The 24,370-nt window shown below is 50.1% G+C and carries 20 protein-coding genes and 1 tRNA gene; 10 read left to right on the forward strand and 11 right to left on the reverse strand.

Annotation, left to right across the window (positions count from 1 at the left end):
* The coding region (locus HRH59_RS16790; RefSeq protein ID WP_218573550.1) for a beta family protein at positions 1-1,163 on the forward strand (1,163 nt) is incomplete at its 5' end.
* A 28-nt stretch (positions 1,164-1,191) separates the two neighbouring features.
* On the opposite strand, the gene HRH59_RS16795 is transcribed toward HRH59_RS16790, so the two are convergent.
* Positions 1,192-1,278: transfer RNA gene (locus tag HRH59_RS16795), tRNA-Leu, on the reverse strand.
* A 160-nt stretch (positions 1,279-1,438) separates the two neighbouring features.
* Here HRH59_RS16795 and HRH59_RS16800 point away from each other — a divergent pair.
* Positions 1,439-1,936 (forward strand): RDD family protein, encoded by a 498-nt coding sequence (locus HRH59_RS16800; RefSeq protein ID WP_173502438.1) that lies wholly within the window; start codon positions 1,439-1,441, stop codon positions 1,934-1,936.
* Positions 1,937-2,023: 87 nt separating this feature from the next.
* Here HRH59_RS16800 and lptG read toward each other — a convergent pair whose 3' ends face one another.
* Together lptG and lptF are read right to left on the reverse strand one after the other, a co-directional pair.
* Positions 2,024-3,091 (reverse strand): LPS export ABC transporter permease LptG, encoded by a 1,068-nt coding sequence (gene lptG, locus HRH59_RS16805; RefSeq protein ID WP_173502439.1) that lies wholly within the window; start codon positions 3,089-3,091, stop codon positions 2,024-2,026.
* Position 3,092: 1 nt separating this feature from the next.
* Complete coding sequence (gene lptF, locus HRH59_RS16810) at positions 3,093-4,199, reverse strand: LPS export ABC transporter permease LptF (RefSeq protein WP_173502440.1); 1,107 nt, start codon at positions 4,197-4,199, stop codon at positions 3,093-3,095.
* A 183-nt stretch (positions 4,200-4,382) separates the two neighbouring features.
* Between lptF and pepA the strand changes: the two genes are divergently transcribed.
* The 8 genes from pepA (at position 4,383) to HRH59_RS16850 (ending at position 15,600) form a co-directional block, all read left to right on the forward strand.
* Positions 4,383-5,891: a leucyl aminopeptidase gene (pepA, locus tag HRH59_RS16815; protein ID WP_173502441.1), complete on the forward strand. Its 1,509-nt coding sequence runs from the start codon at positions 4,383-4,385 to the stop codon at positions 5,889-5,891.
* Positions 5,891-6,349, forward strand: coding sequence for a DNA polymerase III subunit chi (locus HRH59_RS16820; RefSeq protein WP_173502442.1), 459 nt, complete (start codon positions 5,891-5,893; stop codon positions 6,347-6,349). Before pepA ends, HRH59_RS16820 begins: the two co-directional genes overlap by 1 nt.
* Before the next feature lie 14 nt (positions 6,350-6,363).
* Positions 6,364-9,231 (forward strand): valine--tRNA ligase, encoded by a 2,868-nt coding sequence (locus HRH59_RS16825; RefSeq protein ID WP_173502443.1) that lies wholly within the window; start codon positions 6,364-6,366, stop codon positions 9,229-9,231.
* A gap of 326 nt (positions 9,232-9,557) precedes the next feature.
* Positions 9,558-11,039 carry a Na+/H+ antiporter NhaC family protein gene (locus tag HRH59_RS16830; protein WP_218573551.1) on the forward strand — a complete coding sequence of 494 codons (1,482 nt, stop codon included), beginning with the start codon at positions 9,558-9,560 and terminating at the stop codon, positions 11,037-11,039.
* A 186-nt stretch (positions 11,040-11,225) separates the two neighbouring features.
* Positions 11,226-12,299: a hypothetical protein gene (locus HRH59_RS16835; RefSeq protein WP_173502444.1), complete on the forward strand. Its 1,074-nt coding sequence runs from the start codon at positions 11,226-11,228 to the stop codon at positions 12,297-12,299.
* Positions 12,300-12,483: 184 nt separating this feature from the next.
* Positions 12,484-12,975 (forward strand): TIGR03546 family protein, encoded by a 492-nt coding sequence (locus HRH59_RS16840; protein ID WP_173502445.1) that lies wholly within the window; start codon positions 12,484-12,486, stop codon positions 12,973-12,975.
* 10 nt (positions 12,976-12,985) lie between these two features.
* Complete coding sequence (locus HRH59_RS16845; protein ID WP_173502446.1) at positions 12,986-14,737, forward strand: TIGR03545 family protein; 1,752 nt, start codon at positions 12,986-12,988, stop codon at positions 14,735-14,737.
* A 140-nt stretch (positions 14,738-14,877) separates the two neighbouring features.
* Entirely contained in the window at positions 14,878-15,600 is a 723-nt protein-coding gene (locus tag HRH59_RS16850) for a DUF6795 domain-containing protein (protein ID WP_173502447.1), read from the forward strand.
* Positions 15,601-15,648: 48 nt separating this feature from the next.
* Here HRH59_RS16850 and rraB read toward each other — a convergent pair whose 3' ends face one another.
* From rraB to HRH59_RS16890, 8 genes are all read right to left on the reverse strand, one after another.
* Positions 15,649-16,020, reverse strand: a complete 372-nt coding sequence (gene rraB, locus HRH59_RS16855) for a ribonuclease E inhibitor RraB (RefSeq protein ID WP_173502448.1) — start codon at positions 16,018-16,020, stop codon at positions 15,649-15,651.
* Between the two features lie 4 nt (positions 16,021-16,024).
* The gene (locus HRH59_RS16860; RefSeq protein ID WP_173502449.1) at positions 16,025-16,771 is read right to left on the reverse strand and encodes a 1-acylglycerol-3-phosphate O-acyltransferase; all 747 of its coding nucleotides are present in this window, start codon (positions 16,769-16,771) and stop codon (positions 16,025-16,027) included.
* 87 nt (positions 16,772-16,858) lie between these two features.
* The gene (parC, locus tag HRH59_RS16865) at positions 16,859-19,147 is read right to left on the reverse strand and encodes a DNA topoisomerase IV subunit A (RefSeq protein WP_173502450.1); all 2,289 of its coding nucleotides are present in this window, start codon (positions 19,145-19,147) and stop codon (positions 16,859-16,861) included.
* 3 nt (positions 19,148-19,150) lie between these two features.
* Complete coding sequence (locus HRH59_RS16870; protein ID WP_331460198.1) at positions 19,151-20,593, reverse strand: tetratricopeptide repeat protein; 1,443 nt, start codon at positions 20,591-20,593, stop codon at positions 19,151-19,153.
* A gap of 33 nt (positions 20,594-20,626) precedes the next feature.
* Complete coding sequence (gene parE, locus HRH59_RS16875; RefSeq protein ID WP_173502451.1) at positions 20,627-22,522, reverse strand: DNA topoisomerase IV subunit B; 1,896 nt, start codon at positions 22,520-22,522, stop codon at positions 20,627-20,629.
* A 35-nt stretch (positions 22,523-22,557) separates the two neighbouring features.
* Positions 22,558-23,130, reverse strand: a complete 573-nt coding sequence (locus HRH59_RS16880) for a YqiA/YcfP family alpha/beta fold hydrolase (protein ID WP_173502452.1) — start codon at positions 23,128-23,130, stop codon at positions 22,558-22,560.
* Positions 23,131-23,161: 31 nt separating this feature from the next.
* Positions 23,162-23,929 (reverse strand): metallophosphoesterase family protein, encoded by a 768-nt coding sequence (locus HRH59_RS16885; protein ID WP_173502453.1) that lies wholly within the window; start codon positions 23,927-23,929, stop codon positions 23,162-23,164.
* Positions 23,929-24,369 carry a DUF1249 domain-containing protein gene (locus HRH59_RS16890; protein ID WP_331460199.1) on the reverse strand — a complete coding sequence of 147 codons (441 nt, stop codon included), beginning with the start codon at positions 24,367-24,369 and terminating at the stop codon, positions 23,929-23,931. Before HRH59_RS16890 ends, HRH59_RS16885 begins: the two co-directional genes overlap by 1 nt.
* Position 24,370 lies beyond the last annotated feature (1 nt).

Consider the following 24,370-nt stretch of genomic DNA (forward strand, 5'->3'; position numbering starts at 1 on the left):
ATCTAATTTACTGTCCGGAATTAGTTGACCACTACACATACTTTCCAATTATGAAAGCAATGGCCGCTGAATTTACAGCGTTATCAAACACAAAGAGCGATGTGGCCAATTTACTGGTACCGTTGTTTGAGTTTCCGCAGAGGCCGCAGCGCAAGGCTTATACTGAATCAACTAATCCAAACGAACTTTATATTAGTGATACCTGCAAAGAAATAAGCAATGTTTGGGCTGGTCGGCCTGCAATGTTCGATACCTTTCATTGGAATCCTTCAACAACTCTGGAAAACGGTGAACATCTGACTACTAGTATATATAACCAGTTACGATCACTGGGTATTACTGCTGTGCCAGTCGTAGGCTATGACCGCTGGAGTATATACGACTATCAACTTGCTTTAAAAAGCATCATCTCGATGCATACAGGTAAAGTGTGTATTAGATTGGATCATCACGCCTTCGAAGATTCAGCTGAACCTGATTTTTTAAAAGAGATCATAGATGAAATGATTGATTTGCTGGAGCTGGAACCTGCTAACTGTCATGTACTTTTAGATTTTGAAGATGTTTATAGCGATTCGACTATCGAACTCTTTGATAAATTTGATGCGCTGTTTGACCTAATCAAAGATTACAACTTTGGCAGTTATTCTATCGCTGGCTGTTCATTACCAAAAACTATAGATATGGCGGTCTCAAAGCATAATTCATGTGGATCTGTTTTAAGAAAAGAAATGTTGCTTTGGAAAAACATTCGCACCCAGTATCCAAACCATTCAATTGGCTTTGGCGATTATGCGGTTAGAGGCCCTAGCAGTAACGCTGGCTTTCCGAACCCACATACAAATGGAAAAATTCGCTATACCAAAGAGAATGAATACTTTGTCGCTAGAGGACAAGCTATGACAAAGCCACCAAAAGGCAAGCAGCATTGGGCTTTAGCAGAAAAAGTGATAAATTCAGGACATTATTTAGGCCCTACTTTTAGTTGGGGTGACAATGAAATAATGCGATGTAAAAACCAAGAATTCCCCGGTGGAAATGCTCAGGTCTGGATCAAAATTGACACTAACCATCATCTAGCATTTGTTGTGTCAGAAATTTTTGAATACGAACGTGCTTTAACAGCGAGAGCTTTAGAAAACAATTCCAACGTACGGGCATAAGCGAAAAACTTTAGCTTGTTGGAAAATTTGGTGCCTAGGGTCGGACTCGAACCGACACGGAGTTTCCCCCGGCGGATTTTGAATCCGCTGCGTCTACCGATTTCGCCACCCAGGCACTGAGGGATATTTTGAGGTAAACGCCTGCATTATACGACGCGAATGGCGATGCGCAAGCGAATTTATGCCACAACGGTTTAGTTGCACAAAATTACAGCAGCTTCGAAAAAAGCACACTGCATGCTACACTTGCGCGGTTTTTACTGGCGGATAACACTATGTTTGCTGATGCACCCCGTGCGGGTTTAATTCGCCGTTTGGCGGCAATGCTGTATGACTGGTTAATTTTAGCTGCGCTTTGGATGGCAGCGATGGGGCTGGCGTTAGTGCTGGTAGCGCTGTTAAACAGCATTGGCGTAATTTCACTGGCCAATTATACCGACCATGCCGACTTTATTACTCAACATAAAGTCTGGTTTCAGCTGTATTCGCTGTTGTGGTTCTTTTGGTTTTATCTGTACTTTTGGTACAAAGGCGGCCAAACCCTGGGTATGCGTGCCTGGCGTTTGTTATTAGTACAGCAAAACGGTGCTGCTATCAGCTTTAAGCAAGGCTTGCTACGTGCGCTTACGGCGTTATTGGGGCTGGGTAATTTGTGGCTTTGGCTGCGCTGGGGTAAAGGCCTGGCGCTGCAGGATCAGTTAACTGATACTCAGGTAATAGTGCTGACTAAAGAGCAAAGCAAGCTGCTAAACCTGCATAAAGCAGCGCGGTGATTAAGCGCTAACAACCCGATTGCACTAAGCCAACCGTTAAACGCACGGCAGCGTGTTGGTGTGTGCAATTGGGTTGGTAAAAATTAACTATACCTTCTTACGCATTAAGTACACCGATAAGGCGATAAACAGCGCGCTGGGTACTATGGCGCCGGCCAGCGGCGGCAGCTGATACACCAGCGCCATCGGGCCAAATACCTCGTTAGCCATATAAAAACCAAAGCCGGTTAAAATACCCATAAGTACGCGGGCCGCCATGGTAACGCTGCGCAGCGGGCCAAAGATAAACGACAATGCCATTAACAACATGGCGATAATGGTCAATGGCTGCAGCGCTTTGCGCCAAAAAGCTAATTCGTAACGGCTGGAATCCTGAGCGTTTTGCTGCAGGTAATCGACGTAGTCATTTAAGCCGCTTAACGACAGCATTTCCGGCTTGATGGTTACCACACCCAGTTTGTCCGGCGTTAACGACGAGCGCCAGCCCTGCTCCGGCCACTGCTGTTTTACCACCCGCAGTTCGGTTAAATCCAACCGCTTTACCTGCTGCAGTTGCCAGGCGTCGTTATTGTACACCGCACTGTCGGCACTGGTGACCGACACTAACTGCAACTGGCTGTCGAACTGGTAAATAACAATGCCTTCCAGGTTGCCGAAATCGTCTACTTTGCTGATATTAACAAACTGATCGCCGTCTTTGGCCCAAATACCTTGCTGTGCGGCAAACAGGCTACCATCAGAAATGGCTTTGGTGCGCAGCTCGCGGGCGATGCGGTCGCTTACCGGTGCGCCCCACTCGGCCACCGCCATAACAAGCAACATCATCACCACCGCGGTTTTCATTACCGAGCTGATAATATTAAAACGCGACAAGCCGGCGGCCTGCATAACCACCAGCTCACTGCTGCTGGCCAACATACCCAGGCCAATTAAGCCGCCAATCAGGGCTGCCATCGGGAAAAAGGTCACCAGGTCGCCCGGTACGCTATACAGCGTAAATAAGGCGGCGTGTACCATATCGTAATAACCGCGGCCAACCGAACGCATCTGGTCAATAAACTTAAACATGGCGGAAATGGCCAACAACACACTTAGCGTTAACATGGAGGTGTTTAAGATGGTACGGCCGATATATAAATCAATAATTTTCAGCATCTTAACCCCTACCCGCCAGCCAGGCTCTGAAGCGTTGTGCACTACTGCGGCTGTTCATAATCAGTACCGTACCCAATAGCAAGGCGCAGCCATGCAGCCACCACATGCCCAGTGCCGGCGGAATTTTGCCATCCTCCAGTGCCGAACGGGCAATAATTAACAGCGAATAGTAGCCGAGGTATAACAGCAGCGCCGGCAGCAGGCGGCCGAATTTGCCCTGGCGCGGATTTACCCGGCTTAACGGCACAGCAATAAGTGCCAACAGCGGAATAGACAACGGTATAGCAATACGCCAGTGCCATTCGGCAATGGCTTCGTTGCTGTCCATTGTCATCAACTCGGCAGTAGAGACACTGCCCAGCTTACGCCGGCGCTGCTCTACTTCCTGTTCACGAATTTGAATTTGGTAACGCTCAAACTCGGTAATTTCAAACGCCGGTGACGCGGCATCACCGGCATAACGCCGGCCCTGCTCCAGTTGCAGCACCTGAGCGCCGTTGGCGTCTTCTTTTACATTACCGCTTTGCGCATACACAATGGAGTGGCCTGGTTCGTCGCGGGCATTACTTTGCGCCACAAACACACGGGATAACTCGCCGCTACTGCTGCCACGACCTACGTCGTGCACAAAGATCACCGCTTTTTCATTAGAGGTGTGCTGAAACCGGCCCGGCACTACCGACAACAAGCCGGCATTAGCATCGGCTTTTTCCAGAATGCGGTATTCCTGCTCGGTGGCCCAGGGGCTTAAAAACAGCGTTACAGCGCCGGCCAGTATCGCCATAGCGACAGACAGCATTAAAGTTAAGCGCGTAACGTACCACTCGCTTACGCCGGTGGCATGCAAGACGGTCATTTCGCTGTCGGCATACACACGGCCATATGCCACTAAGATGCCGATAAAAGCACTGAGCGGCAGAATGATCACCGCCAGTTGCGGCAATTTAAGCGCCACTATGCTCATGACCAACTGACCCGGGATTTCACCTTCAGACGCATCGGCCAGAATTTTGACAAAGCGCTGGCTAATGATAATGGTCATCAGAATGATAAATACCGCTAACTGAGACTTAAACACCTCACCTAACAGGTAACGAAAAATAATCAACGCGCCCCCTAAAAACCTGCCTTTTTACTGGAACCCTGGCGATTTTTCAGTAAACTTGATATTTATAGCAATTATTATCGACCAAACGGCGCAGAAAACCGAGCTTTTTTATAAAATCGCGGTAGAATTTAGCCGTTAATGGTCGGGTTATGTTAGCACAATCTCTTAGAATCAGGAGTTAGCATGGAGTTCAGCGTAAAAAGCGGAAGTCCGGAAAAACAACGCAGTGCATGCATTGTTGTCGGCGTGTACGAACCACGTCGTCTTTCCGCTGTAGCAGAACAACTGGATAAAATCAGTGAAGGATATATCAGCAACTTGCTGCGTCGCGGCGATTTGGAAGGTAAACCCGGCCAAATGCTGCTGTTGCATCACGTGCCTAACGTACTGAGCGAACGCGTATTATTGGTAGGTTGTGGCAAAGAGCGTGAGCTGGACGAGCGCCAGTATCGCCAGATCATCGCCAAAACAATCAGCACGTTAAACGAAACCGGCTCGATGGAAGCGGTATGCTTTTTATCTGAATTGCACGTAAAAGGCCGCGATACGTACTGGAAAGTGCGCCACGCTGTGGAAACCACGCAAGACTGCCTGTACGTTTTTGACCGCTTAAAAAGCAAAAAAGATGAAACGCGCCGCCCGCTGCGCAAAATTGTGTTTAATGTCCCTACACGGCGCGACTTAACCATTGGCGAAAAAGCGGTAGAGCAAGGCCTGGCCATTGCCGCCGGTATTAAACAATGTAAAGACGTCGGCAATATGCCGCCGAATATCTGTACGCCACAATATCTGGCCGACCAGGCACTGCTGCTGGCCGAAAGCTCAGCCAAAATCAGTGTCGATGTATTAGGCCCGGAAGAGCTGGCCGCACACGGTATGAATTCTTATCTCGCGGTAGGCCGCGGCTCGGTTAACGGCCCGCGTATGGCAGTTATTAAGTACAACGGCGCCGGCAATGACAGCGCACCGGTGGTGCTGGTGGGTAAAGGTTTAACCTTTGACTCCGGCGGCATCAGCTTAAAACCCGGTGATGGCATGGACGAGATGAAATACGACATGTGTGGCGCCGCCTCTGTGTTGGGTACCATGCATGCCGTTGTGCAGCTTAACCTGCCGGTTAACATTGTTGCCGTGCTGGCTGCGGCTGAAAATATGCCGGATGCCAATGCTTACCGGCCGGGTGATATTTTAACCACCATGTCGGGCCAAACGGTAGAAGTGCTGAACACCGACGCCGAGGGCCGGCTGGTGCTGTGTGATGCCTTAACATATGTTGAGCGCTTTGACCCCGAACTGGTAATAGACGTTGCCACCCTAACCGGTGCCTGCGTTATCGCACTGGGTAAGCATGCTACCGGCTTGCTGAGCAACCACAACCCGCTGGCGCATGAGATTTTAAATGCCTCAGAGCAAAGTGGTGACCGCGCCTGGCGCCTGCCGCTGTGGGATGATTATCAGGATCAGCTGGAAAGCCCGTTTGCCGATTTCAGTAACTTAGGTGGCCGCGCTGCCGGCACTATTACCGCCGCCTGCTTTTTGTCACGCTTTACCCGCAAATATAACTGGGCGCACCTGGACATTGCCGGTACCGCCTGGCGCAGTGGTGGCAAAGATAAAGGCAGCACCGGCCGGCCGGTATCCTTGTTAACCCAGTTTTTAATTAACCGGGTTGGCCAGCAGCAGGATAACTGATGCACGTTAGCTTTTATCTGCTAAGCGACACACCGGCAGAAGATCAAGCGATACAAAATGAGCTGAGCAGCACGCCAGCTCATTTTGCTTTAGCGTGCCGGCTCTGTGCCGACTTGTACCGCGCCAAACAACGGGTTTTCGTTTATACTGCCGACCAGCAACAGGCCGAAGCGTTTGACGAGCTGCTGTGGCAGTTTGATGCCGAACGCTTTGTACCGCATAACTTAAGCGGTGAAGGCCCGAAATACGGCGCGCCGGTAGAAATAAGCTGGCAGGCGCCACGGCAAAACCGGCAAGTGCTGATCAATTTAGCCACTGAGATCCCGGCCTTCGCCAACCGTTTTAGCCAAATCATCGAATTTGTTCCCACCGCCGAGCAACTAAAAGCACAGGCGCGGGAGCGTTTTAAGCAATATCGTCAGTTGGGCGTTAACCCGCAAACCGTTAACGCCCCCTGAGTACAGGTACTATCATGGAAAAGACGTTTAACCCCAGTGAAATAGAACAAGCCATGTATGACGCGTGGCAAGCCAAAGGCTACTTTGCGCCGAACGGCGATGAAAGCAACGGCAACTATTGCATTATGATCCCGCCGCCGAATGTTACCGGTAGCCTGCATATGGGCCATGCCTTTCAGCAAACCATTATGGATGCATTAACCCGCTATCAGCGCATGCAGGGTAAAAACACCCTGTGGCAGGTTGGTACCGACCATGCCGGAATCGCCACCCAAATGGTGGTAGAGCGTAAACTGGCTGCTGAAGGCCAACCGGGCCGCCACGCGCTTGGCCGCGATGCTTTTATTGAAAAAGTCTGGCAGTGGAAAGAAGAGTCCGGCGGCACTATTACCTCGCAAATGCGCCGCTTGGGTAACTCAGTAGACTGGCAGCGCGAACGCTTTACCATGGATGAAGGCTTATCCAATGCGGTGCAGGAAGTATTTGTGCGGCTGTATGACGACGAGCTGATATACCGCGGTAAACGGCTGGTAAACTGGGATCCGAAACTGCACACCGCCATCTCTGATTTGGAAGTGGAAAACAAAGAGCAAAAAGGCCATATGTGGCATTTACGCTATCCACTGGCTGACGGCGCAGTAACAGCTGATGGTAAGAATTACCTGGTTGTGGCCACCACGCGGCCGGAAACCATGCTGGGTGACACCGGTGTGGCAGTAAACCCGGAAGATCCGCGCTATCAAGCGCTGATTGGCAAAGAAATCCTGTTGCCGCTGGTTAACCGCCGTATTCCGGTGGTAGCCGATGAGCATGCCGATATGGAAAAAGGCACCGGCTGCGTCAAAATTACCCCGGCGCACGATTTTAACGACTATGAAGTCGGCAAACGCCAACAGCTGCCGATGATTAACGTGATGACACCGGATGCCACTATCCGCAGCGAAGGTGAAGGTTTTCACCCCAACGGCGAATTAAACCCGGCGCTGGTCGGCTTTATTCCTGCTGAGTATCAGGGGCTGGACCGTTATGCTGCGCGTAAAGCCATTGTCGCTGCCTTTGATGAGGCCGGCTTGCTGGAAAAAGTGGAAGATCACAACAACACCCTGCCCTATGGGGATCGCAGCGGCGTGGTAATCGAGCCGCTGCTAACCGATCAATGGTATGTGCGGGTTGCGCCACTGGCGAAAACCGCTACCGAAGCGGTAGAAAGCGGCCAGATTGAATTTGTGCCCAAGCAGTATGAAAACATGTACTACAGCTGGATGCGCGATATTCAGGATTGGTGTATTTCACGCCAGCTATGGTGGGGCCACCGTATTCCGGCCTGGTACGACCAAAACGACAAAGTGTATGTTGGCCGCAATGAAGCTGAAGTGCGCGCTAAACATCAGTTAGCCGACTCTGTGGTATTAAAGCAGGACGATGACGTATTAGACACCTGGTTCAGCTCAGCACTGTGGACCTTCTCTACTCTGGGTTGGCCGGACAATACTGAGGCGCTGCGTACCTTCCACCCCACCAATGTGTTGGTAACCGGTTTTGACATTATTTTCTTCTGGGTTGCCAGAATGATCATGATGACCATGCACTTTATTAAAGATAAAGACGGCAAACCGCAGGTACCGTTTAAGACCGTGTATGTAACCGGGCTTATCCGCGATGAAAACGGCGACAAGATGTCAAAATCCAAGGGCAACGTGGTTGACCCGCTGGATATGATTGACGGCATTACGCTGGACGCTCTGCTGGCCAAACGTACCAGCAATATGATGCAGCCCAAAGATGCTGAGAAAATTGCTGATCGCACCCGTAAGCAATTCCCCGACGGTATCAGCGCCAGCGGCACCGATGCGCTGCGCTTTACCTTAGCCGCACTGGCATCAACCGGCCGGGATATTAACTGGGATATGAAGCGCTTAGAGGGCTACCGCAACTTCTGCAATAAACTGTGGAACGCCAGCCGCTATGTGCTGATGAACACCGAAGACAAAGACTGCGGCTTTAACGGTGGCGACATGCAGTTATCGCTGGCCGATAAATGGATATTGGCGCAGTACCAGCAAACCGTTAAACAAGTGCGGCAGTACTTTGATACTTACCGCTTTGATTTAGCCGCCACCGCCTTGTACGAGTTTACCTGGAACCAGTTCTGTGACTGGTATTTAGAGCTGACCAAGCCGGTGCTGTTTAAAGGTAACGACGCCCAGCAACGCGCTACCCGCCATACGCTGGTTACCGTGCTGGAAAGCCTGCTGCGCTTAATGCACCCGATTATGCCGTTTATTACCGAAACTATCTGGCAATCGGTAAAACCATTAGCCGGCGCTACTATCAACAACAACGCCGACAGCATTATGCTGCAAGCTTACCCGCAAGTGGATGACAGCCTGGTTGATGCTACAGCGACAGCAGACCTGGAATGGTTAAAGGCAGTGATCACTGCTATCCGTAACGTGCGCGGCGAGATGAACATTGCGCCGGGTAAGCCGCTGAGCATATTGCTGCGCAACGTAAACAGTGAAGAGCAGCGCCGTTTAACGGAAAACGAAAGCTTTCTGATGAACCTGGCCAAGCTGGAGCAAATCACCGTGCTCTCAGCAGGTGCAACGCCACCTAGCTGTGCCACACAATTAATCGGCAGCATGGATTTACTTATTCCCATGGCTGGCTTAATTGATAAAGACGCTGAGCTTAGCCGCATTGCCAAACAGCTGGAGAAAACCCAACAGGAGTTGGCCCGGGTAGCCGGCAAGCTTGGCAACGCAGGTTTTGTCGCCAAAGCACCGGAAGCCGTGCTGGAAAAAGAGCGCGCCAAGCAAGCCGAGCTGGAGCAAGCCGTAGTCAAGCTGCAAGCGCAGCAAGCTGAGATCGCTGCGTTGTAACAGCATCTTGGCTGATAAAAAACCGGGCTTTATGTCCGGTTTTTTCTTGCCGCTACACGTTGCCGGCTAAGGCCCGGTTGAAAGATTCCATTTGTAGAAAAAATAATTTTTGCTATGATTGCGCGGTATTTCGGCAACTGGCTGACTATACGTTTACACTGCGTATTTATGCAGTAGCATCTGATGTTTAGCGCTGATGTTTTTGGGCGCGGCACGGCCGCTATATGCAAAATATTGTAAACAGCCGCTCCGTTGAGTTGGGTTATCTGCTGCAACGGTTCACTTAACTTTTATCCGGCCAGCCGGAAGTTTAATGAGAATAATAAATGATGTCAGCAGATACCCTGGTCGAGAGTCTCGCCGAACCTGTTGCAGCGGCGGCCGAAGCGGCCGCCGTAGTTGTCACTACCCCTTCTGCTATCAGTTTAATACCACCGGTTGTCGTATTAGCTATCGCTATTTGGTTAAAACGGCCCATATTGGCGCTGGTGATGGGTGCCATAGCAGGGTTGCTGTTGTTATCGCCGGTTGGCGCCCTGGGTAACTTTGCCGAAACCTCGCTTCGGGTAATGCAAGATGAAACCATTGGCTGGTTAATTCTGGTGTGTGGTGGTTTTGGCTCACTTATCGCGTTACTGGTGCATACCGGTGGCGCTTTTGCCTTTGGCCGCGCCGCACAAAATGTGGCCAAAGGCCGCAAGTCATCACTGCTGATGACCTGTTTCCTCGGCATTGTAATTTTTGTTGATGATTACTTAAACGCGCTGACCGTGGGTGAAACCATGAAGCGCATCACCGACAAATACAAAGTATCGCGTGAAATGCTGGCTTATATTGTCGACTCTACCGCCGCGCCGATTTGCGTACTTATTCCTATTTCTACCTGGGCAGTGTTTTTTGGTGGTTTACTGGTCGCCAACGATGTTGCGCCGGCCGGCGACACCAGTGGCATTCAAACCTATATCTCAGCTATTCCTTACATGCTGTATGCCTGGCTGGCGATGATTATGGTGATCTTAGTCATTTTGGGCATAGTACCGATATTTGGCCCGATGAAAAAGGCCGAGTTGGCAGCACAACAATCCATGATTGCCGCCGAAGATGCGCCTAACTCTGCAACGACGGCACAAGACACCCATTCTGCCGATGATTTTGCCGTACAATCATTTGAAGAAGAATTTGAGCAAAGCAACCGTAAAACCGGCAAGCTGCATAACTTTTTGCTGCCGATGATTATGCTGGTTGGTTTTACTATATGGTTTGAAATTGATGTATGGCAGGGCCTGTTAATGACCTTCCTGCTCACTTTGCCACTGTATTTAGCACAGCGCCTGATGAACATCTCCGAGATGATGGACGTGATGATCCACGGTTTTAAAACCATGCTACCGGCTATTTGTACCGTAATTGCCGCCTTTATCTTTAAAGACGTGTGCGACCAATTGGGTTTGCCGCAATATATTATTGATAACCTGGCGCCCTATATGAGCGCGCAGCTGCTGCCGGCATTGGTGTTCTTCTCTATGGCGATTCTGGCCTTTGCTACCGGTTCGTCCTGGGGTATTTTTGCTGTGTCTATTCCTATTGTGATGCCACTGGCGTTTGCGGTAGAAGCCAATATTCCGCTGGTAATAGGTGCGCTGTTATCCGCCAGTTCATTCGGTAGCCAGGCTTGTTTTTACAGTGACTCTACCGTACTGGCAGCACAAGGCTCGGGGTGCAACCTGATGAGCCACGCACTAACACAGTTTCCGTACGCCTTTATGGCGGCTGTGTTGGCGTTTTTTGGCTTTATTGCCTTGGCGTAAGGATAAGGCGCCGTTAGCGGCGCCTTTAACAAAGTATCAGCCAGTAATGGTTAGTTCTGAAAGACCGGAATTGTTATTTTTTGCAATCTAATGAATGAAATGTTATTTTTTAATTGAAGTTAGCTTTTTGAGTTGTTATTTTGTCCCCACTTTGGTTCAGACTTTATAACATAGGAAATTTAAGCTATGGGGTTAAAAAATGTATTCATCTGTGCTGCTGCAATAACATTCTCAATCCCATGGAGTGTCCAAGCCAGCGATGCCTTGTTTTGTCAGAATTGTACTTCTGAGACGTTAGCAAAGCAGGAAGCGGCAAATCATGCTCCCCGTCTGTATTGCCAGAGCCCTAATCCTGATGAGTTTATGACTCCAGATAACCAGTATTGCTACTCTACGCAAAAAAGAGTGATTTTGGTTAATCCTGATACAAAGTCTATATACGCTTATAGTGTTGGTCATGTTCAGGCGGCGCCGTGGAATACTACTGTAACACCTGTTTCAATTACTTCAGCTCAAAGAACGGGTTATTTGAAAGTAGTCGATTTTTACAAAGATTATAAAAACGCCGTAGCTGACGCAGAGTATGTCCTAAATGCCAATGCCAGATCACAGTGGAAAGGGCGTACAGTAGTGAGCACAGCAAGCAGTTCATCCGAATGTCCGGTAAATACTGCCTTGGATTATTTTACCGATCCGTCAAAAATGACAGCTTTGCGCGATACAATTGCCTTGCAGATTGCGACCGGACTAAAAGGCAATATTAATGACTATTTTCAGTCTGGCGCACAAGTTAATAATATTGGTGTCTCTCTGTTAGGAAGTGGATTTTCTATTGGCTGGAATTCCAGCACGAAGAAACCAGTTTTTATTAAAAGTTTCACTCATAGTGAGCTGCCATCCAGTTTTGATGATACTCTTATTTTTGATATGGAATTAAACGGATTTTCCGCTAATGGGCTGCCACAAATAGGTTTTAAAGTAAATGATACTTCCCGAGTGGCGGGCTATCAGATATCTGATCTTAAAGGAAATTTCGGGGCCTTGCCGATAACCAATAATTGTGTGTTAGAAAAACTCCAACGATTGACTGCAGATGGTGATTTTCTAAATAAAGACGGTAAACCTGTAAATATAGGAGGTGGCTTCGATAACACCCCTGCACCAGGAACGGGTGGCGGCGGGGGCGGAAGCGGCCAAACTTGTACAGTTTATTTTTATCAAAGTGGCCAGTTGCTGTACGTGTTCAGAACGATGTGTTGAATGCATTTAGTTTGTTTTTATTTTAGTAAAAGCGCCACTCGTGGCGCTTTATCTCTTTTTAAGGCATCTCTAAATTAACGTGGCTTATGTTCAACAGTTTTCCGCTGACAAAAAACCGGTAGGCTGTTACCTTATATGGCAACCTTATATAACAACTTTATACAGCCTGTTTACCGGAGTGTTTATGCTTACCTTAGTGGCTAAAATTCTGAAAGTGCTTAACTCTGAAGCCTCACCCTGGCAAATTGGCTGGGCCATTGCACTGGGCCTGTTTGCTGGCGTGCTGCCGTTTGGCTTACTCACCTTACTGATCATCTTAATTGTCTGCCTGCTGACCATTAATCTGTCGACCTTTATCGTGGTATGGGGCTTAACCTCCGGGCTGATGTTACTGCTTGCCGACCCGCTGGAACGCCTGACCTGGCAGTACGCGCAACACGATAACTTGCTGGCGTTATTGGCCAATACCGAAACCCTGCAATTGCTGCATTTACACCATACCCTGACACTGGGCGCCTTTGTGCTGGGTGCCGTGCTATTGCTACCCGTGGCCTGGTTAAGTAAAGCCCTGGTGCTGCAATACCGCGTACGCATTATGGCCAGCGTACAAAAATGGAAAATTATGCAGATGCTCAAAGCCAGCAAGCTGTTTGCGCTATACGAAAAATTGAATTAAGGAGCACGATATGATCATTCGTAAATCCGGTTGGTTAGTATTTATTGTGTTCTTCGCCGCCTTACTGGCACTGGTGTATCTGTTGGCAGGTCCGGCTATCCGGCTTGGCATGGTGTATAGCCTGGAAAAAACCGTTGGCGCTGAAGTTAATATCAGCAAGGTATCGCTTGAGCTGGCCCCGCTGGCGCTGCGTATCAACGACCTGCAGATAACCGATGCCGCTAAGCCGACACACAACAGTTTAAGCTTTGGTCACGCACGCGCATCGCTGGAACTGTGGCCGGCGCTATTGGGTTATTATGTTATTGAAGAGCTGACAGTAGATGGCCTGCAATACGGTGCTCAGCGCAGCAGTGAAGGCAAGGTGTACCGCCAACCCGGCGTTGAGGGCGAAAAAGTTGATATCGCCAAACTGCTGCAGGTCGATTTACCCGATGCTGATGAACTGGTAGCACGGGCGAACCTGCAAACCCCGGCCAAAGCCGACGCCTTAAAGCAGTTAGCCGCAACAGAGCAGCAACAACTAAAAGGCCTGCAAGACCAGCTCCCCACTAAAGAGACGCTGGCGCAATATCAGGCTGACATTAAAGCCCTGACTGACAGTAAAATTACCAACGCTGCCGACCTCGCTGCCAAGGCAGAACAGCTGCAGCAGTTAAAAGACAAACTGAATGCGGAAAAAGCTAAAGTAGCACAGGTAAAACAACAGCTGTCGCAAAGCAAAGACAGCCTGCAGCAAGCCGTTGCTGAATTAAAAGCCGCCAGTGCCGCCGATTACACCAAAGTGCAACAGTTAGCTAATTTAACTGACGGCGGTTTAGCCGGTATCAGCCAGATTTTACTCGGCGATGTATGGGGCGCACGTATTGCGCAGTTACAAAGCCTGTATTTATTGGCTAAACCCTATCTGCCGGAAAAAACGGCAGCAACAGAGGATAAAACAACAGAACCCGAAGTCGTCTTGCCCAACCGCATTTTGCCGTTACCGGGCCAGCCTTACCCCGATTTTTGGGTAAAAACCGCCAGAGTTAACTGGCTTATCGGCGGCGGCGAAGCCACCATCGCCTTGCAGGATGTGACCGCCCAGCACGCACTGATTAACAGCGCCACCACATTTTCGCTGGACGTAGAACAGCTGCCGCAACTGGCCGCGTTTAAATTAAACGGCGACTTTGCGATTATGCAGCAAATGGTCACCAACCTGAACTGGCAGTTGGAGGGGTTAAACTTGCAACCGCTTACTTTGGGTAAGGGCGACACGGCACTGGATTTGGCAGCGGGCCTTATCAGTTCAACCGGTAAACTTAACCTGACCGACGACCAAATTGCACAGCAAGCCAGTGTGGTATTAGCAGCGGCGAACTTTAACAGCAGCGGTAATAAGTATCTGCAACAACTGGCGGCGTTATTAAACCAGCAACAGCAAATTCCGCTTAATATTGCCACCAGCGGCTTAATCAGCGAGCCGGATGTCAGTATCCGCTCCTCGCTGGACAAATTGCTCGGCGATGCGCTGCTGGGTGAAGCCAAGCAAAAAGTGGCCGCCTACCAAAGCGAGCTGCAGGCTAAACTGAACAGCCAGTTGCAAACCGCATTAGCCGGCCAGCAAGACTGGGCCGCCCTGCTGACACAGCAAGACGGTGCTGCAGCTGATGCCAGCGGCAGTATTGAAGAGATGCTTAATGCCAAGCTGGCCGATGTAAAAGATCAGGCCAAAGACAAGCTGAAAGATAAACTGCTGAATAAACTCGGCGGCGGCTGAACACTGATTTCCGACGGGGTCGCGGTAATGCGGCCCTTTTTTGAATACACACAATCTCATTTGTTTTACATTTAGTTTAAATTAATGCAAACTTCAACCTACCTGTTTAAACCAAGCAATGCGTTGCTTAAGGAACCGGTATGACGCTGGGTTGGACCATCTTTGCCTGCATAGGCACATTCTTTTTATCTTATGTGGTGTTAGCCATCGGCTTTGTTACCGCCTTTGGCTTACAGCAACACAGCAAGCTGCTGAACTACTACGTCGTCAGTGCCTGGGCCTGGTTACCGGGCTCCGGTATTTTGGCCATTATTCTGGCTATCGGTAATTACCGCAGTGGTGCAGCGGCCGATGGCTATTGGGTGCTGTTGCTGCCGTTTGCTGCCCTGACGGTCTATTTTGCCGGCCTGTTATTGTTAGACAAAAAACGTGAATATGTATTATCGCCAGCGGTAAACGGCCGTGTTACCCAAGATGGCTTACCCTGCCGGGGCGCTTGTGTAGTGCGCACACTGATGCACGGCGAAACCCGGTATGAAGACGAAGCCGTGACCGATGAACAGGGCCGGTTTCAGTTTGCCGCCAAAACTGTGATATCGCGCGGCTGGTTTAAAAGCCGTTATCGTCAAGAGTTGTACCTGAAAACCGACAGTGATGCCGGGCTGCTGTGGTATATCAGCGCCGACAGCGTGTTAAGCCACAAGAGCATTGATATTTTACTGCAACAGCTGCAATGCGAGTTAACCAACCCTGAAGTGGAGTACGAGCTGGTCAACTTTGAGCAACCGGAACAACCGCTAACCGCCGTCAGCCGCAGCATCTTTAACCAGCCACAGCTGGTTAAAACCATAACACCTTGTTAAAGGCATAAAAAAGCCGCTTTTCAGCGGCTTTTTTGTTTTCAGTAAGCGTTATTCTTCGTCGTCATCCAGCTCTATTTCATCTTCGTCGCTTTCAAAATAGGTGCCCCAGCCGTCGTACTCGACTTTGTGCTTGTGTGCCAACTCTTCTAACTTAACGGCGTCGGCCACTATGCTGTCGGCATCCAGTGGTTGCTCACGGATGGCATCGAATACCCAGGCATTGCTGCCGTCTTCAAACTCTACTTCTTCGGCATCGGTAACTTCGTAGCCCAGTTTAAACAGCTCTACTGCCAGCTTTTCCAGTTTGGCAAAGTCTTTGTCGTAGAAGTGATGCTCAACCGTGTAAAGCGCATCCGGATCGCTGCCGTCTTCTAACAAGGCGGCGATGGTGTCTTCGGTAAATTCCTGCCAGTTTTCCATAAAGTTACTCTTTAGCTGCAATATTACCGGCAGTGTAGTCGTTGCCCAGTTCGCTATCAAGTTCGGCGATTTTTGTCTGCATCTGAGCGTGCATATTTTGCGCGAAATCACGGATATTCAATTGCTCTTTCGGCAGTTCTACCGGTGCCATCAGTTCAATAATCACTTTGCCGTTGTTCCAGCGGTTTAGCTTAAACTGGCCGTGGGTATTGCTCATACACACCGGCACCAATGCCACTTTAGCTTCCAGCGCGATATGAAAGGCGCCGGTTTTAAACGGCAGCAGGCCGCGGCCGTAGCTGCGGGTACCCTCAGGGAACATCCAAACCGAAATATTGTGCTTACTGATCCGCTCGGCCGCACCTAACATAGCGCCCAAAGCACGGCTTTTGTTTTGCCGATCGATAAGGATATTACCGCTAAGCCAATACAGCTGGCCGAAAAACGGAATGTACTTCAGGCTTTTTTTACCGATAGTAACGGTACGCGGCTGCACACCGTTGCTGATGGTAAATAAATCGAGGTTATTCTGATGGTTGGCAATGTACACATAGGGTGTAGCCGGGTCGATATCCGGGTGGCGGCGCACTTCAACGCTGATACCAAAAATACGTGATACCCAACCGTACCAATGCGAGAAAATATACACATTATTCGGATGAAATGGCCGCACCAGACAAATCAGCAAACCCGCCACTGTACTGATAAGAAAAAACAGCACCAATAAAATTAACCTGACTACCGCTATCACCGCACACTCCGCTTTGCCGTTTTGTTCCGGCTGTTGTCACTGGCGCAAAACAAGGGCGCCGTAAAAAAGGCGCCCAGTATAGCGGTTTTACTCCGGGCTGCTGGTTTGATCACTGGCCGTTTCGGCGCTTTGATTCAGTAAAATCTCATCAATGCGCTGTAAACCCCGCGGCAGCTTATTACCACGCCGGCCACGCTCGCCATGGTAATGCGCCAAATCGTCGGCTTTAAGGCCCAGCTTACGTTTACCGGCGACCAGGGTTACGCTGCCATCTGCCGGCACTATCGCCAGCTGACACACATATTCTTCGCGGCTGGCAGCACGGCTTGACGGTATCGACATCAGCTTATTGCCTTTGCCTTTGCTCAGCTTCGGCAAATCCGCTACCGGGAAAACCAACATGCGGCCTTCGTTAGAAATACACAGCACTAAATCGGTATCCGGCTGTTTTACCACTAACGGCGGTAACACTTTAGCGCCTGTCGGTAAACTCAGCACCGCTTTACCGGCCTTGTTACGGCTGAGTAAATCGCTGTATTGCGCCACAAAACCGTAGCCTGCATCACTGGCTAATAACAGCGTTTGTTTATCATCGCCCAGCAACACATGATCGAACGATTCGCCGGCTACCACCGCAAAACGACCGCTTAACGGCTCACCCTGACCACGGGCCGAGGGCAGCTCGTGTGCTTCGGTAGCAAAACTACGCCCGGACGAATCAATAAACACGGCTAATTGATTAGAGCGGCCGCTGGCCAGGGCTTTAAAGGCATCACCGGCTTTGTAACTTAGTGCATTGCCATCGACATCATGGCCTTTAGCACAGCGCACCCAGCCTTTCTCTGACAACACTACGGTTACCGGCTCGCTGGGCAGCAGTTCTTTTTCGCTCAGTGCTTTGGCTTCACCGCGCATCACCAGCGGGCTGCGCCGGTCATCACCGTATTTCTGCGCATCGGCCAATAACTCGTCGCGGATTAATTTTGTCAGCTTTTTCTCTGAGCCTAAAATGCCGGCTAACTTATCACGCTCTTTGGCCAGTTCATCCTGCTCACCGCGGATCTTGGTTTCTTCCAGTTTGGCTAAATGACGTAACTTCAGCTCTAAAATGGCTTCAGCCTGGCGCTCACTGATACCGAAAAAGGCAATCAGCTCGGGCTTGGGCTCATCAAAGGTGCGGATAATACGGATCACATCATCAATATTTAAAAAGGCGATTAATAAACCTTCTAATACATGTAGGCGATCCAACACTTTGTCGAGGCGATACTGCAAACGCCGGCGCACCGTATCACGACGGAACACTAACCATTCACTGAGAATTTCCAGCAGGTTTTTCACCCGCGGCCGCTGGTCCAGACCGAGGATATTAATATTAACGCGGTAGCTTTTTTCCAGATCGGTAGTAGCAAACAGATGCTGCATTAACTGCTCAACATCAATGCGGTTTGACCGCGGCACTATCACGATACGGGTCGGGTTTTCGTGATCTGACTCATCACGTAAATCACTGACCATCGGCAGTTTTTTCGCCTGCATTTGCGCCGCAATTTGTTCCAGCACTTTAGAACCGGATGTTTGATGCGGCAGTGCAGTAATAACAATGTCGCCGTCTTCCTGCATATACACGGCACGCATTTTTATACTGCCGCGGCCGGTTTCATAAATAGCTGCTAAGTCAGCCGCTGGGCTGATAATCTCAGCATCAGTCGGGTAATCCGGGCCTTTTACGTACTGCATTAAGTCCGTTACGCTGCTGTGCGGGTTATCCAGTAAGGCGGCACAGGCGTGCGCCACTTCACGGGCGTTGTGCGGCGGTATATCGGTCGCCATACCAACAGCAATGCCGGTAATACCGTTCAATAAGATATGCGGTAACCTGGCCGGTAACACTTTGGGCTCTTCCAGGGTGCCGTCAAAGTTTGGCAGCCAGTCGGTGGTACCGGCACCCAACTCAGATAATAGCACCTCAGAGAAGCGCGATAGTTTGGCTTCAGTGTAACGCATGGCGGCGAACGATTTCGGATCGTCCGGCGCACCCCAGTTACCCTGACCATCTACCAGCGGGTAGCGGTAAGAAAACGGCTGAGCCATTAACACCATAGCTTCATAACAGGCAGAATCGCCGTGTGGGTGGAATTTACCCAATACGTCACCCACGGTACGGGCCGATTTTTTAAACTTGGCCAGGTGCGATAAACCCAGTTCAGACATGGCATAGATAATACGCCGTTGTACCGGCTTTAACCCATCGCCGATATGCGGCAGGGCGCGGTCCATAATGACGTACATTGAATAGTTTAAGTAAGCGTCTTCAGTAAAACGGCGCAGCGGTAACTGCTCTACCCCATCATGTGATATTACGGTTTCTGTCATAACTTATCCTGTCTGCACCGGGCTCTCAGTGCCCGCTGCGGTTTTTTTATCTGTACGCCGCGTCAGTTGCCACAGCAATAAAATCAGCAATACAAGGGTTGTGCACCCGAGGATACCCAGCCATAAAAATTGCAGTTGCCGGGCACGTTCTGCCTGCGCCAACCGTAAGGCTTTTAATTCGTTGTCCTGCTCCAGCAAACGCTGCACTTGCAGCTGCCGTTCGTGATCAAAGTTCAGCCGCATTTGCTCTATGGCCAACTCATTTTCTTTATTACGCACATCCTGAAACGCGAAGACAAATTCATGCAGTTGCTGATAAGCCCGCTGAAACTCCCCCTGGTCGGCCAGCAACTGCGCTTTTAAATACCATACATTTAACCGTGTCGGACTGTCGGCTTCGACGCCCTCACTGGTCAGGCTGTCTTCGTACAACATCACCTGTTGCAGCGCCAGCGAGGTTTGCTTCAGTTTGCGGTAAATCAGCGCTTTTTCGTAATAATGCGTGGAGATATGCGAGGTAGATTGCAGCTGCGGTAAATACTCTTCCGCTTTGCGGATATAAGATAATGCCGCCTCAGAGCGGCCGCTGTCACTGCTGGTAATCGCCAGGCCCAAATAAGCATGATACAGATTCACCATATCCTGCACTTGCAGGCTTTTTTGCAACATTTTATTGTAAGTTTGCAATGACAGCTCATAGCGCTCTAAAAAGCTGTAAGTGCGGGCCAGATTAAACAACACGGTGATCTGGTTTTTCTGCCAACCCAGTTGCTCATACAAGCTTAACGCGGTTTCCAGCAGTTCTATCGCTTCATCTTCATATGCCAAAGAGGCATACAACAGCCCCAGTTCACCGTTAATTTCTGCTGATACCTCAGGGTCGTTTAAGCGCATGGCGCGCTGATACACATCCTGCAGCAGTGCTAACGCCTGCTGTTGCTGATTCTGCACATTAAGAATAGCCGCCTGATTAATCTGCCCCATCAGCAGCTGTTTTTTATCTTCCAGCAACGTAGCCAGCGCTATACCCTGCTGATAATGTTGCATCGCCGCGTTGTAATCTGTTTGCATTTCTCTGGCAAAACCAAGCTCGTACAGCAGTTTTACCTTCAGTACCGACTGCTGCTGGCCCAACAATGCCAAGCCTTGTTCCGCAGCTTGTTGCTGTTGCTGATGCCGGCCCAGGCCGTCAAATATTGTCGCCTGTAAATAGTACCAATGGGCCTGCTGCTGCTGCGTTAAGCTTTGCAGTTCATGCTGATGTTGTTGTAACAGCGCCAACATCGCTTCCGGCTGTTGGCGTTTTTCTGCGGCAACCTGCTGTAACCAGCCGGGCAGTTCTGCTGTTGTTACTATATCCTGTGCCGCGTCCTGTGCCGCCAGCGTTGAGGGCATGCCAAATTGCAAACCGCAGCCTAACAGCATCAGAGTAAAGTATCTTTTCACGGTATTCAGCGCCTTGTTATTGTCGGGTATGCGTTACACACTGATCGCAGCTTTATCACCTTTTAACTCTAACCAGTCACGCCGGTCAGTCGCGCGCTTTTTCGCCAACAACATATCCATCAACTCCATGGTTTGCGCCACATCATCGATGGTTAGCTGCACTAAACGCCGGGTATTCGGGTCCATGGTAGTTTCACGCAGCTGCAACGGGTTCATTTCACCCAAGCCTTTAAAACGCTGCACATTGACCTTGCCGCGCTTTTTCTCTGCTTCTATGCGGTCAAGAATGCCGTTTTTCTCATCTTCATCCAGCGCATAATAGACTTCTTTACCTATATCAATACGGTATAGCGGCGGCATTGCTACATAGACATGGCCGGCTTCCACCAGGCTGCTAAAATGCCGCATAAACAATGCGCACAGTAAGGTAGCAATGTGTAATCCGTCGGAGTCAGCATCAGCTAAAATACACAGTTTGCCGTAACGTAAGCCGGTTAAATCTTCGCTGTCCGGGTCCATACCAATCGCGACAGAAATATCATGTACCTCCTGCGAAGCTAAAATTTGGCCGGACTCCACTTCCCAGGTGTTAAGTATTTTACCGCGCAGCGGCATTACCGCCTGAAATTCACGGTCGCGGGCTTGTTTGGCGCTGCCGCCGGCTGAATCACCTTCTACCAGAAACAGTTCAGTGCGGTTAAGATCCTGCGCCGAGCAATCTGCCAGTTTGCCGGGCAAGGCCGGGCCGGAGGTGACTTTTTTGCGCACCACTTTTTTCGCTGCTTTTAAGCGTTTTTGTGCGTTGTTAATGCAGAAATCGGCCAGACTCTCCGCAATATCCGTATGCTCGTTCAGCCATAAGCTAAAGGCATCTTTAACAATACCGGAGACAAAAGCCGACGACTGGCGCGACGACAAACGCTCTTTGGTTTGGCCGGCAAACTGCGGGTCCTGCATTTTTAACGATAAAATATAGGAGCAGCGGTCCCAGACGTCTTCCGGCGATAGTTTAATACCGCGCGGCAACAGGTTACGAAACTCACAAAATTCGCGCAGTGCCTCCAGCAAGCCCTGGCGTAAGCCATTAACATGAGTACCGCCCTGGGCGGTGGGAATTAAGTTAACATAGCTTTCAGTAACCAGCTCGCCGCCTTCAGGCAACCATAACAGCGCCCACTCTACGGCTTCGGTACTGGCACTGAAGCTGCCGGTAAAGGGTTTTTCCGGCAGGCAAATGTAATCTTTTACCGACTCGGCCAGATAATCTTTAATACCGTTTTGATAGCACCACTGGTACTGCTGCTGGTTCACTTTATCGTCAAAACTGACGGTTAAACCCGGACACAATACCGCTTTGGCTTTCAGTACATGCAACATGCGGCTGACAGAGAACTTTGGCGAGTCAAAATAAGACGGCGTAGGCCAAAACCGCACCCGGGTGCCGGTATTACGCTTACCTACGGTGCCGGTAACGGCCAGTTCGGCCACTTTATTGCCGTGTTCAAACGCCATTTCATAAATATTGCCGTCACGGCGCACGGTTACATCTACACGGCTGGATAAGGCGTTAACCACCGAGATACCCACGCCGTGCAAGCCACCGGAGAATTGATAATTTTTATTGGAAAATTTACCGCCGGCGTGCAGGCGGCAGAAAATCAGCTCGACGCCGGTAACACCCTCTTCAGGGTGAATATCGACCGGCATACCACGGCCGTTATCAATCACTTCCAGCGACTGATCATCATGCAGAATAACCTGCACCGTATCCGCATGCCCGGCTAAGGCTTCATCCACACTGTTATCAATAACTTCCTGGCCCAAATGGTTAGGCCGGGTGGTATCGGTATACATTCCCGGGCGACGTTGCACCGGCTCTAATCCGGTCAGTACTTCAATCGAGTCGGCATTGTATTGTTGTGCAGTCATAGTCTCGTCACTGGCTGATAGGATTAAGCGCGTTTTTACGCGAGTTGGCAAAAATTGGCAATAGTCTGCAACTGGCCGGCATAGCCGACATAGCTGTGATCGCCACCTTCGCTCAGGTTTATGTTTGCGCCCTGATAGTAATCAAGCGCAAGACGGTAATCTAACACTTCATCGCCGCTTTGCAACAGCAGCAGATAATTCTCTGGCCGCTGCAACCGCTGCGGCATCAGCTGTGCTAACACCCCGATTTGTCCGGTGCCGACATCATAGTGTTGTTGCAGCACCGGATGGTAATAGCGACCTAAATGTTGATTTAATACAGTATGCGGTGCCACCGCCGGATTAATCAGGCAGGCACGGCAGTTAATCTGTTCGGCGATACAGGTCGCCAGAAAGCCACCCAGCGAGCTGCCGATCAGCGCGACATCCCGCCTGCTGCCGATATGTTGCTGCAATAACTGCATGGCGGCTGTTGGATCGTAGGGTAAATCCGGCGCGCTGAACTCGATGCGGGGATAATGCTGCTGAAAAAAATCGCGGGTCAGTACCGCTTTATCTGACTGCGATGAGCTGGCAAAGCCATGTAAATACACTACTTTTTTATTCATTATTTATGCTTACTACTTAATTTTCAGTTATTTATTTACTTAACTGCAGCCGGCGAAACTGCCAGCTGACACTGCCTTGTGCCGCAAAATACCAATCGCACCACTGCGGCCCGTCGTCTTTAGTTTGCCAGTCCGGCGTTGCTAAAAACTGCACTGAGCTGGCCGGACAACCGACAATAGTTACGCCCTGTTGCTGCGACTGATAGGCATAATGTGCATGACCATGGGCAATACCGGCAATACGCGGCTCTGTTGCTATGTTTTGCCACAACGCCGCAGCATCCTGTTGGCCGTGTTTATCAATAAAGCAGTGTAACGGCGCCGGATGATGATGGCAAAACAACCAGATTGCCGCGGCACTGCTATGTTTGCATGCGGTTTGCAGCCAGGCTTGTTCTGCCGGCACAAAAGCGCCGGCCGGGGTATCGCCTTTGCTGTTAAGTAACAGTAACTGCCAATCGCCCAACTGTAAGTTGCGCTCCGGCCGGAACGGCGCCTCGCTGCACAATTGCGCCAACATGGCGATATCATCATGATTCCCCGGCAGACAAAATACCGGGCAGGAAAGCGGCGCCAGTAACTTAGCCAACAACTGATAAGATGCCGCTGTATGATCCTGCGTTAAATCGCCGGTTAGCAGCACCGCGTCAGGTTGCTCTATCACCAGAGTAGCGACTATGGCAGCAAGATGAGCAGCCGGCTGCACCTGATGGTAAACACCCTCTGCGCTGGCCAGTAAATGACAATCGGTGATTTGCGCCAGTCGGTACTGCGCTTTGGCACTGAACGAATACTGCATCAACCGAACGCCAGCTCCCGGTTAATATAGCCCTGGCCGGCGCACAATTTTAACCAGTCACGCAGCAGCAGGTTAATTTGCCGTTTTTCGTCCGGCAGTAACATTTCGGCATTGGGGTAATCGTAACGGGCTTTAAAACGGCTGATATGCTGGCAAGACAACACTTCGGCCACCTGCGCATCATGATACAAACGCACGACAAAACCGGGACGAAAATAGTGCTCGCGCTCGTCAGTCAGTTCAATCTGTAAGGTGGTGGTAAAACGCGCAACCTCCGTCACACTGATCCGGTACTGATGCTGCTCTGTCACATTGATTACCGTGGCCTGACCAGGTGTAGTGCCATCAGCCAGATAGCGGTTTAGCTGAGCGTAGTTACGCTCACACAATGCCAGAAAATCCGGTAGCTTAGGTACATATTTCCGGCGTTTAAACCACACG

Source organism: Rheinheimera lutimaris, assembly GCF_013283795.1.
Classification (GTDB): Bacteria; Pseudomonadota; Gammaproteobacteria; order Enterobacterales; family Alteromonadaceae; genus Alishewanella; species Alishewanella lutimaris.

Bases quoted from the DNA above. Each gene is read 5' to 3' on its own strand.
- lptG (WP_173502439.1), bottom strand. From the start codon at position 3,091: ATGCTGAAAATTATTGATTTATATATCGGCCGTACCATCTTAAACACC.
- parE (WP_173502451.1), bottom strand. From the start codon at position 22,522: ATGACTGCACAACAATACAATGCCGACTCGATTGAAGTACTGACCGGA.
- HRH59_RS16850 (WP_173502447.1), top strand. From the start codon at position 14,878: ATGACGCTGGGTTGGACCATCTTTGCCTGCATAGGCACATTCTTTTTA.
- HRH59_RS16825 (WP_173502443.1), top strand. From the start codon at position 6,364: ATGGAAAAGACGTTTAACCCCAGTGAAATAGAACAAGCCATGTATGAC.
- rraB (WP_173502448.1), bottom strand. From the start codon at position 16,020: ATGGAAAACTGGCAGGAATTTACCGAAGACACCATCGCCGCCTTGTTA.
- HRH59_RS16800 (WP_173502438.1), top strand. From the start codon at position 1,439: ATGTTTGCTGATGCACCCCGTGCGGGTTTAATTCGCCGTTTGGCGGCA.
- HRH59_RS16885 (WP_173502453.1), bottom strand. From the start codon at position 23,929: ATGCAGTATTCGTTCAGTGCCAAAGCGCAGTACCGACTGGCGCAAATC.
- parC (WP_173502450.1), bottom strand. From the start codon at position 19,147: ATGACAGAAACCGTAATATCACATGATGGGGTAGAGCAGTTACCGCTG.
- HRH59_RS16820 (WP_173502442.1), top strand. From the start codon at position 5,891: ATGCACGTTAGCTTTTATCTGCTAAGCGACACACCGGCAGAAGATCAA.
- HRH59_RS16845 (WP_173502446.1), top strand. From the start codon at position 12,986: ATGATCATTCGTAAATCCGGTTGGTTAGTATTTATTGTGTTCTTCGCC.
- HRH59_RS16830 (WP_218573551.1), top strand. From the start codon at position 9,558: ATGATGTCAGCAGATACCCTGGTCGAGAGTCTCGCCGAACCTGTTGCA.
- HRH59_RS16880 (WP_173502452.1), bottom strand. From the start codon at position 23,130: ATGAATAAAAAAGTAGTGTATTTACATGGCTTTGCCAGCTCATCGCAG.
- HRH59_RS16835 (WP_173502444.1), top strand. From the start codon at position 11,226: ATGGGGTTAAAAAATGTATTCATCTGTGCTGCTGCAATAACATTCTCA.
- HRH59_RS16840 (WP_173502445.1), top strand. From the start codon at position 12,484: ATGCTTACCTTAGTGGCTAAAATTCTGAAAGTGCTTAACTCTGAAGCC.
- pepA (WP_173502441.1), top strand. From the start codon at position 4,383: ATGGAGTTCAGCGTAAAAAGCGGAAGTCCGGAAAAACAACGCAGTGCA.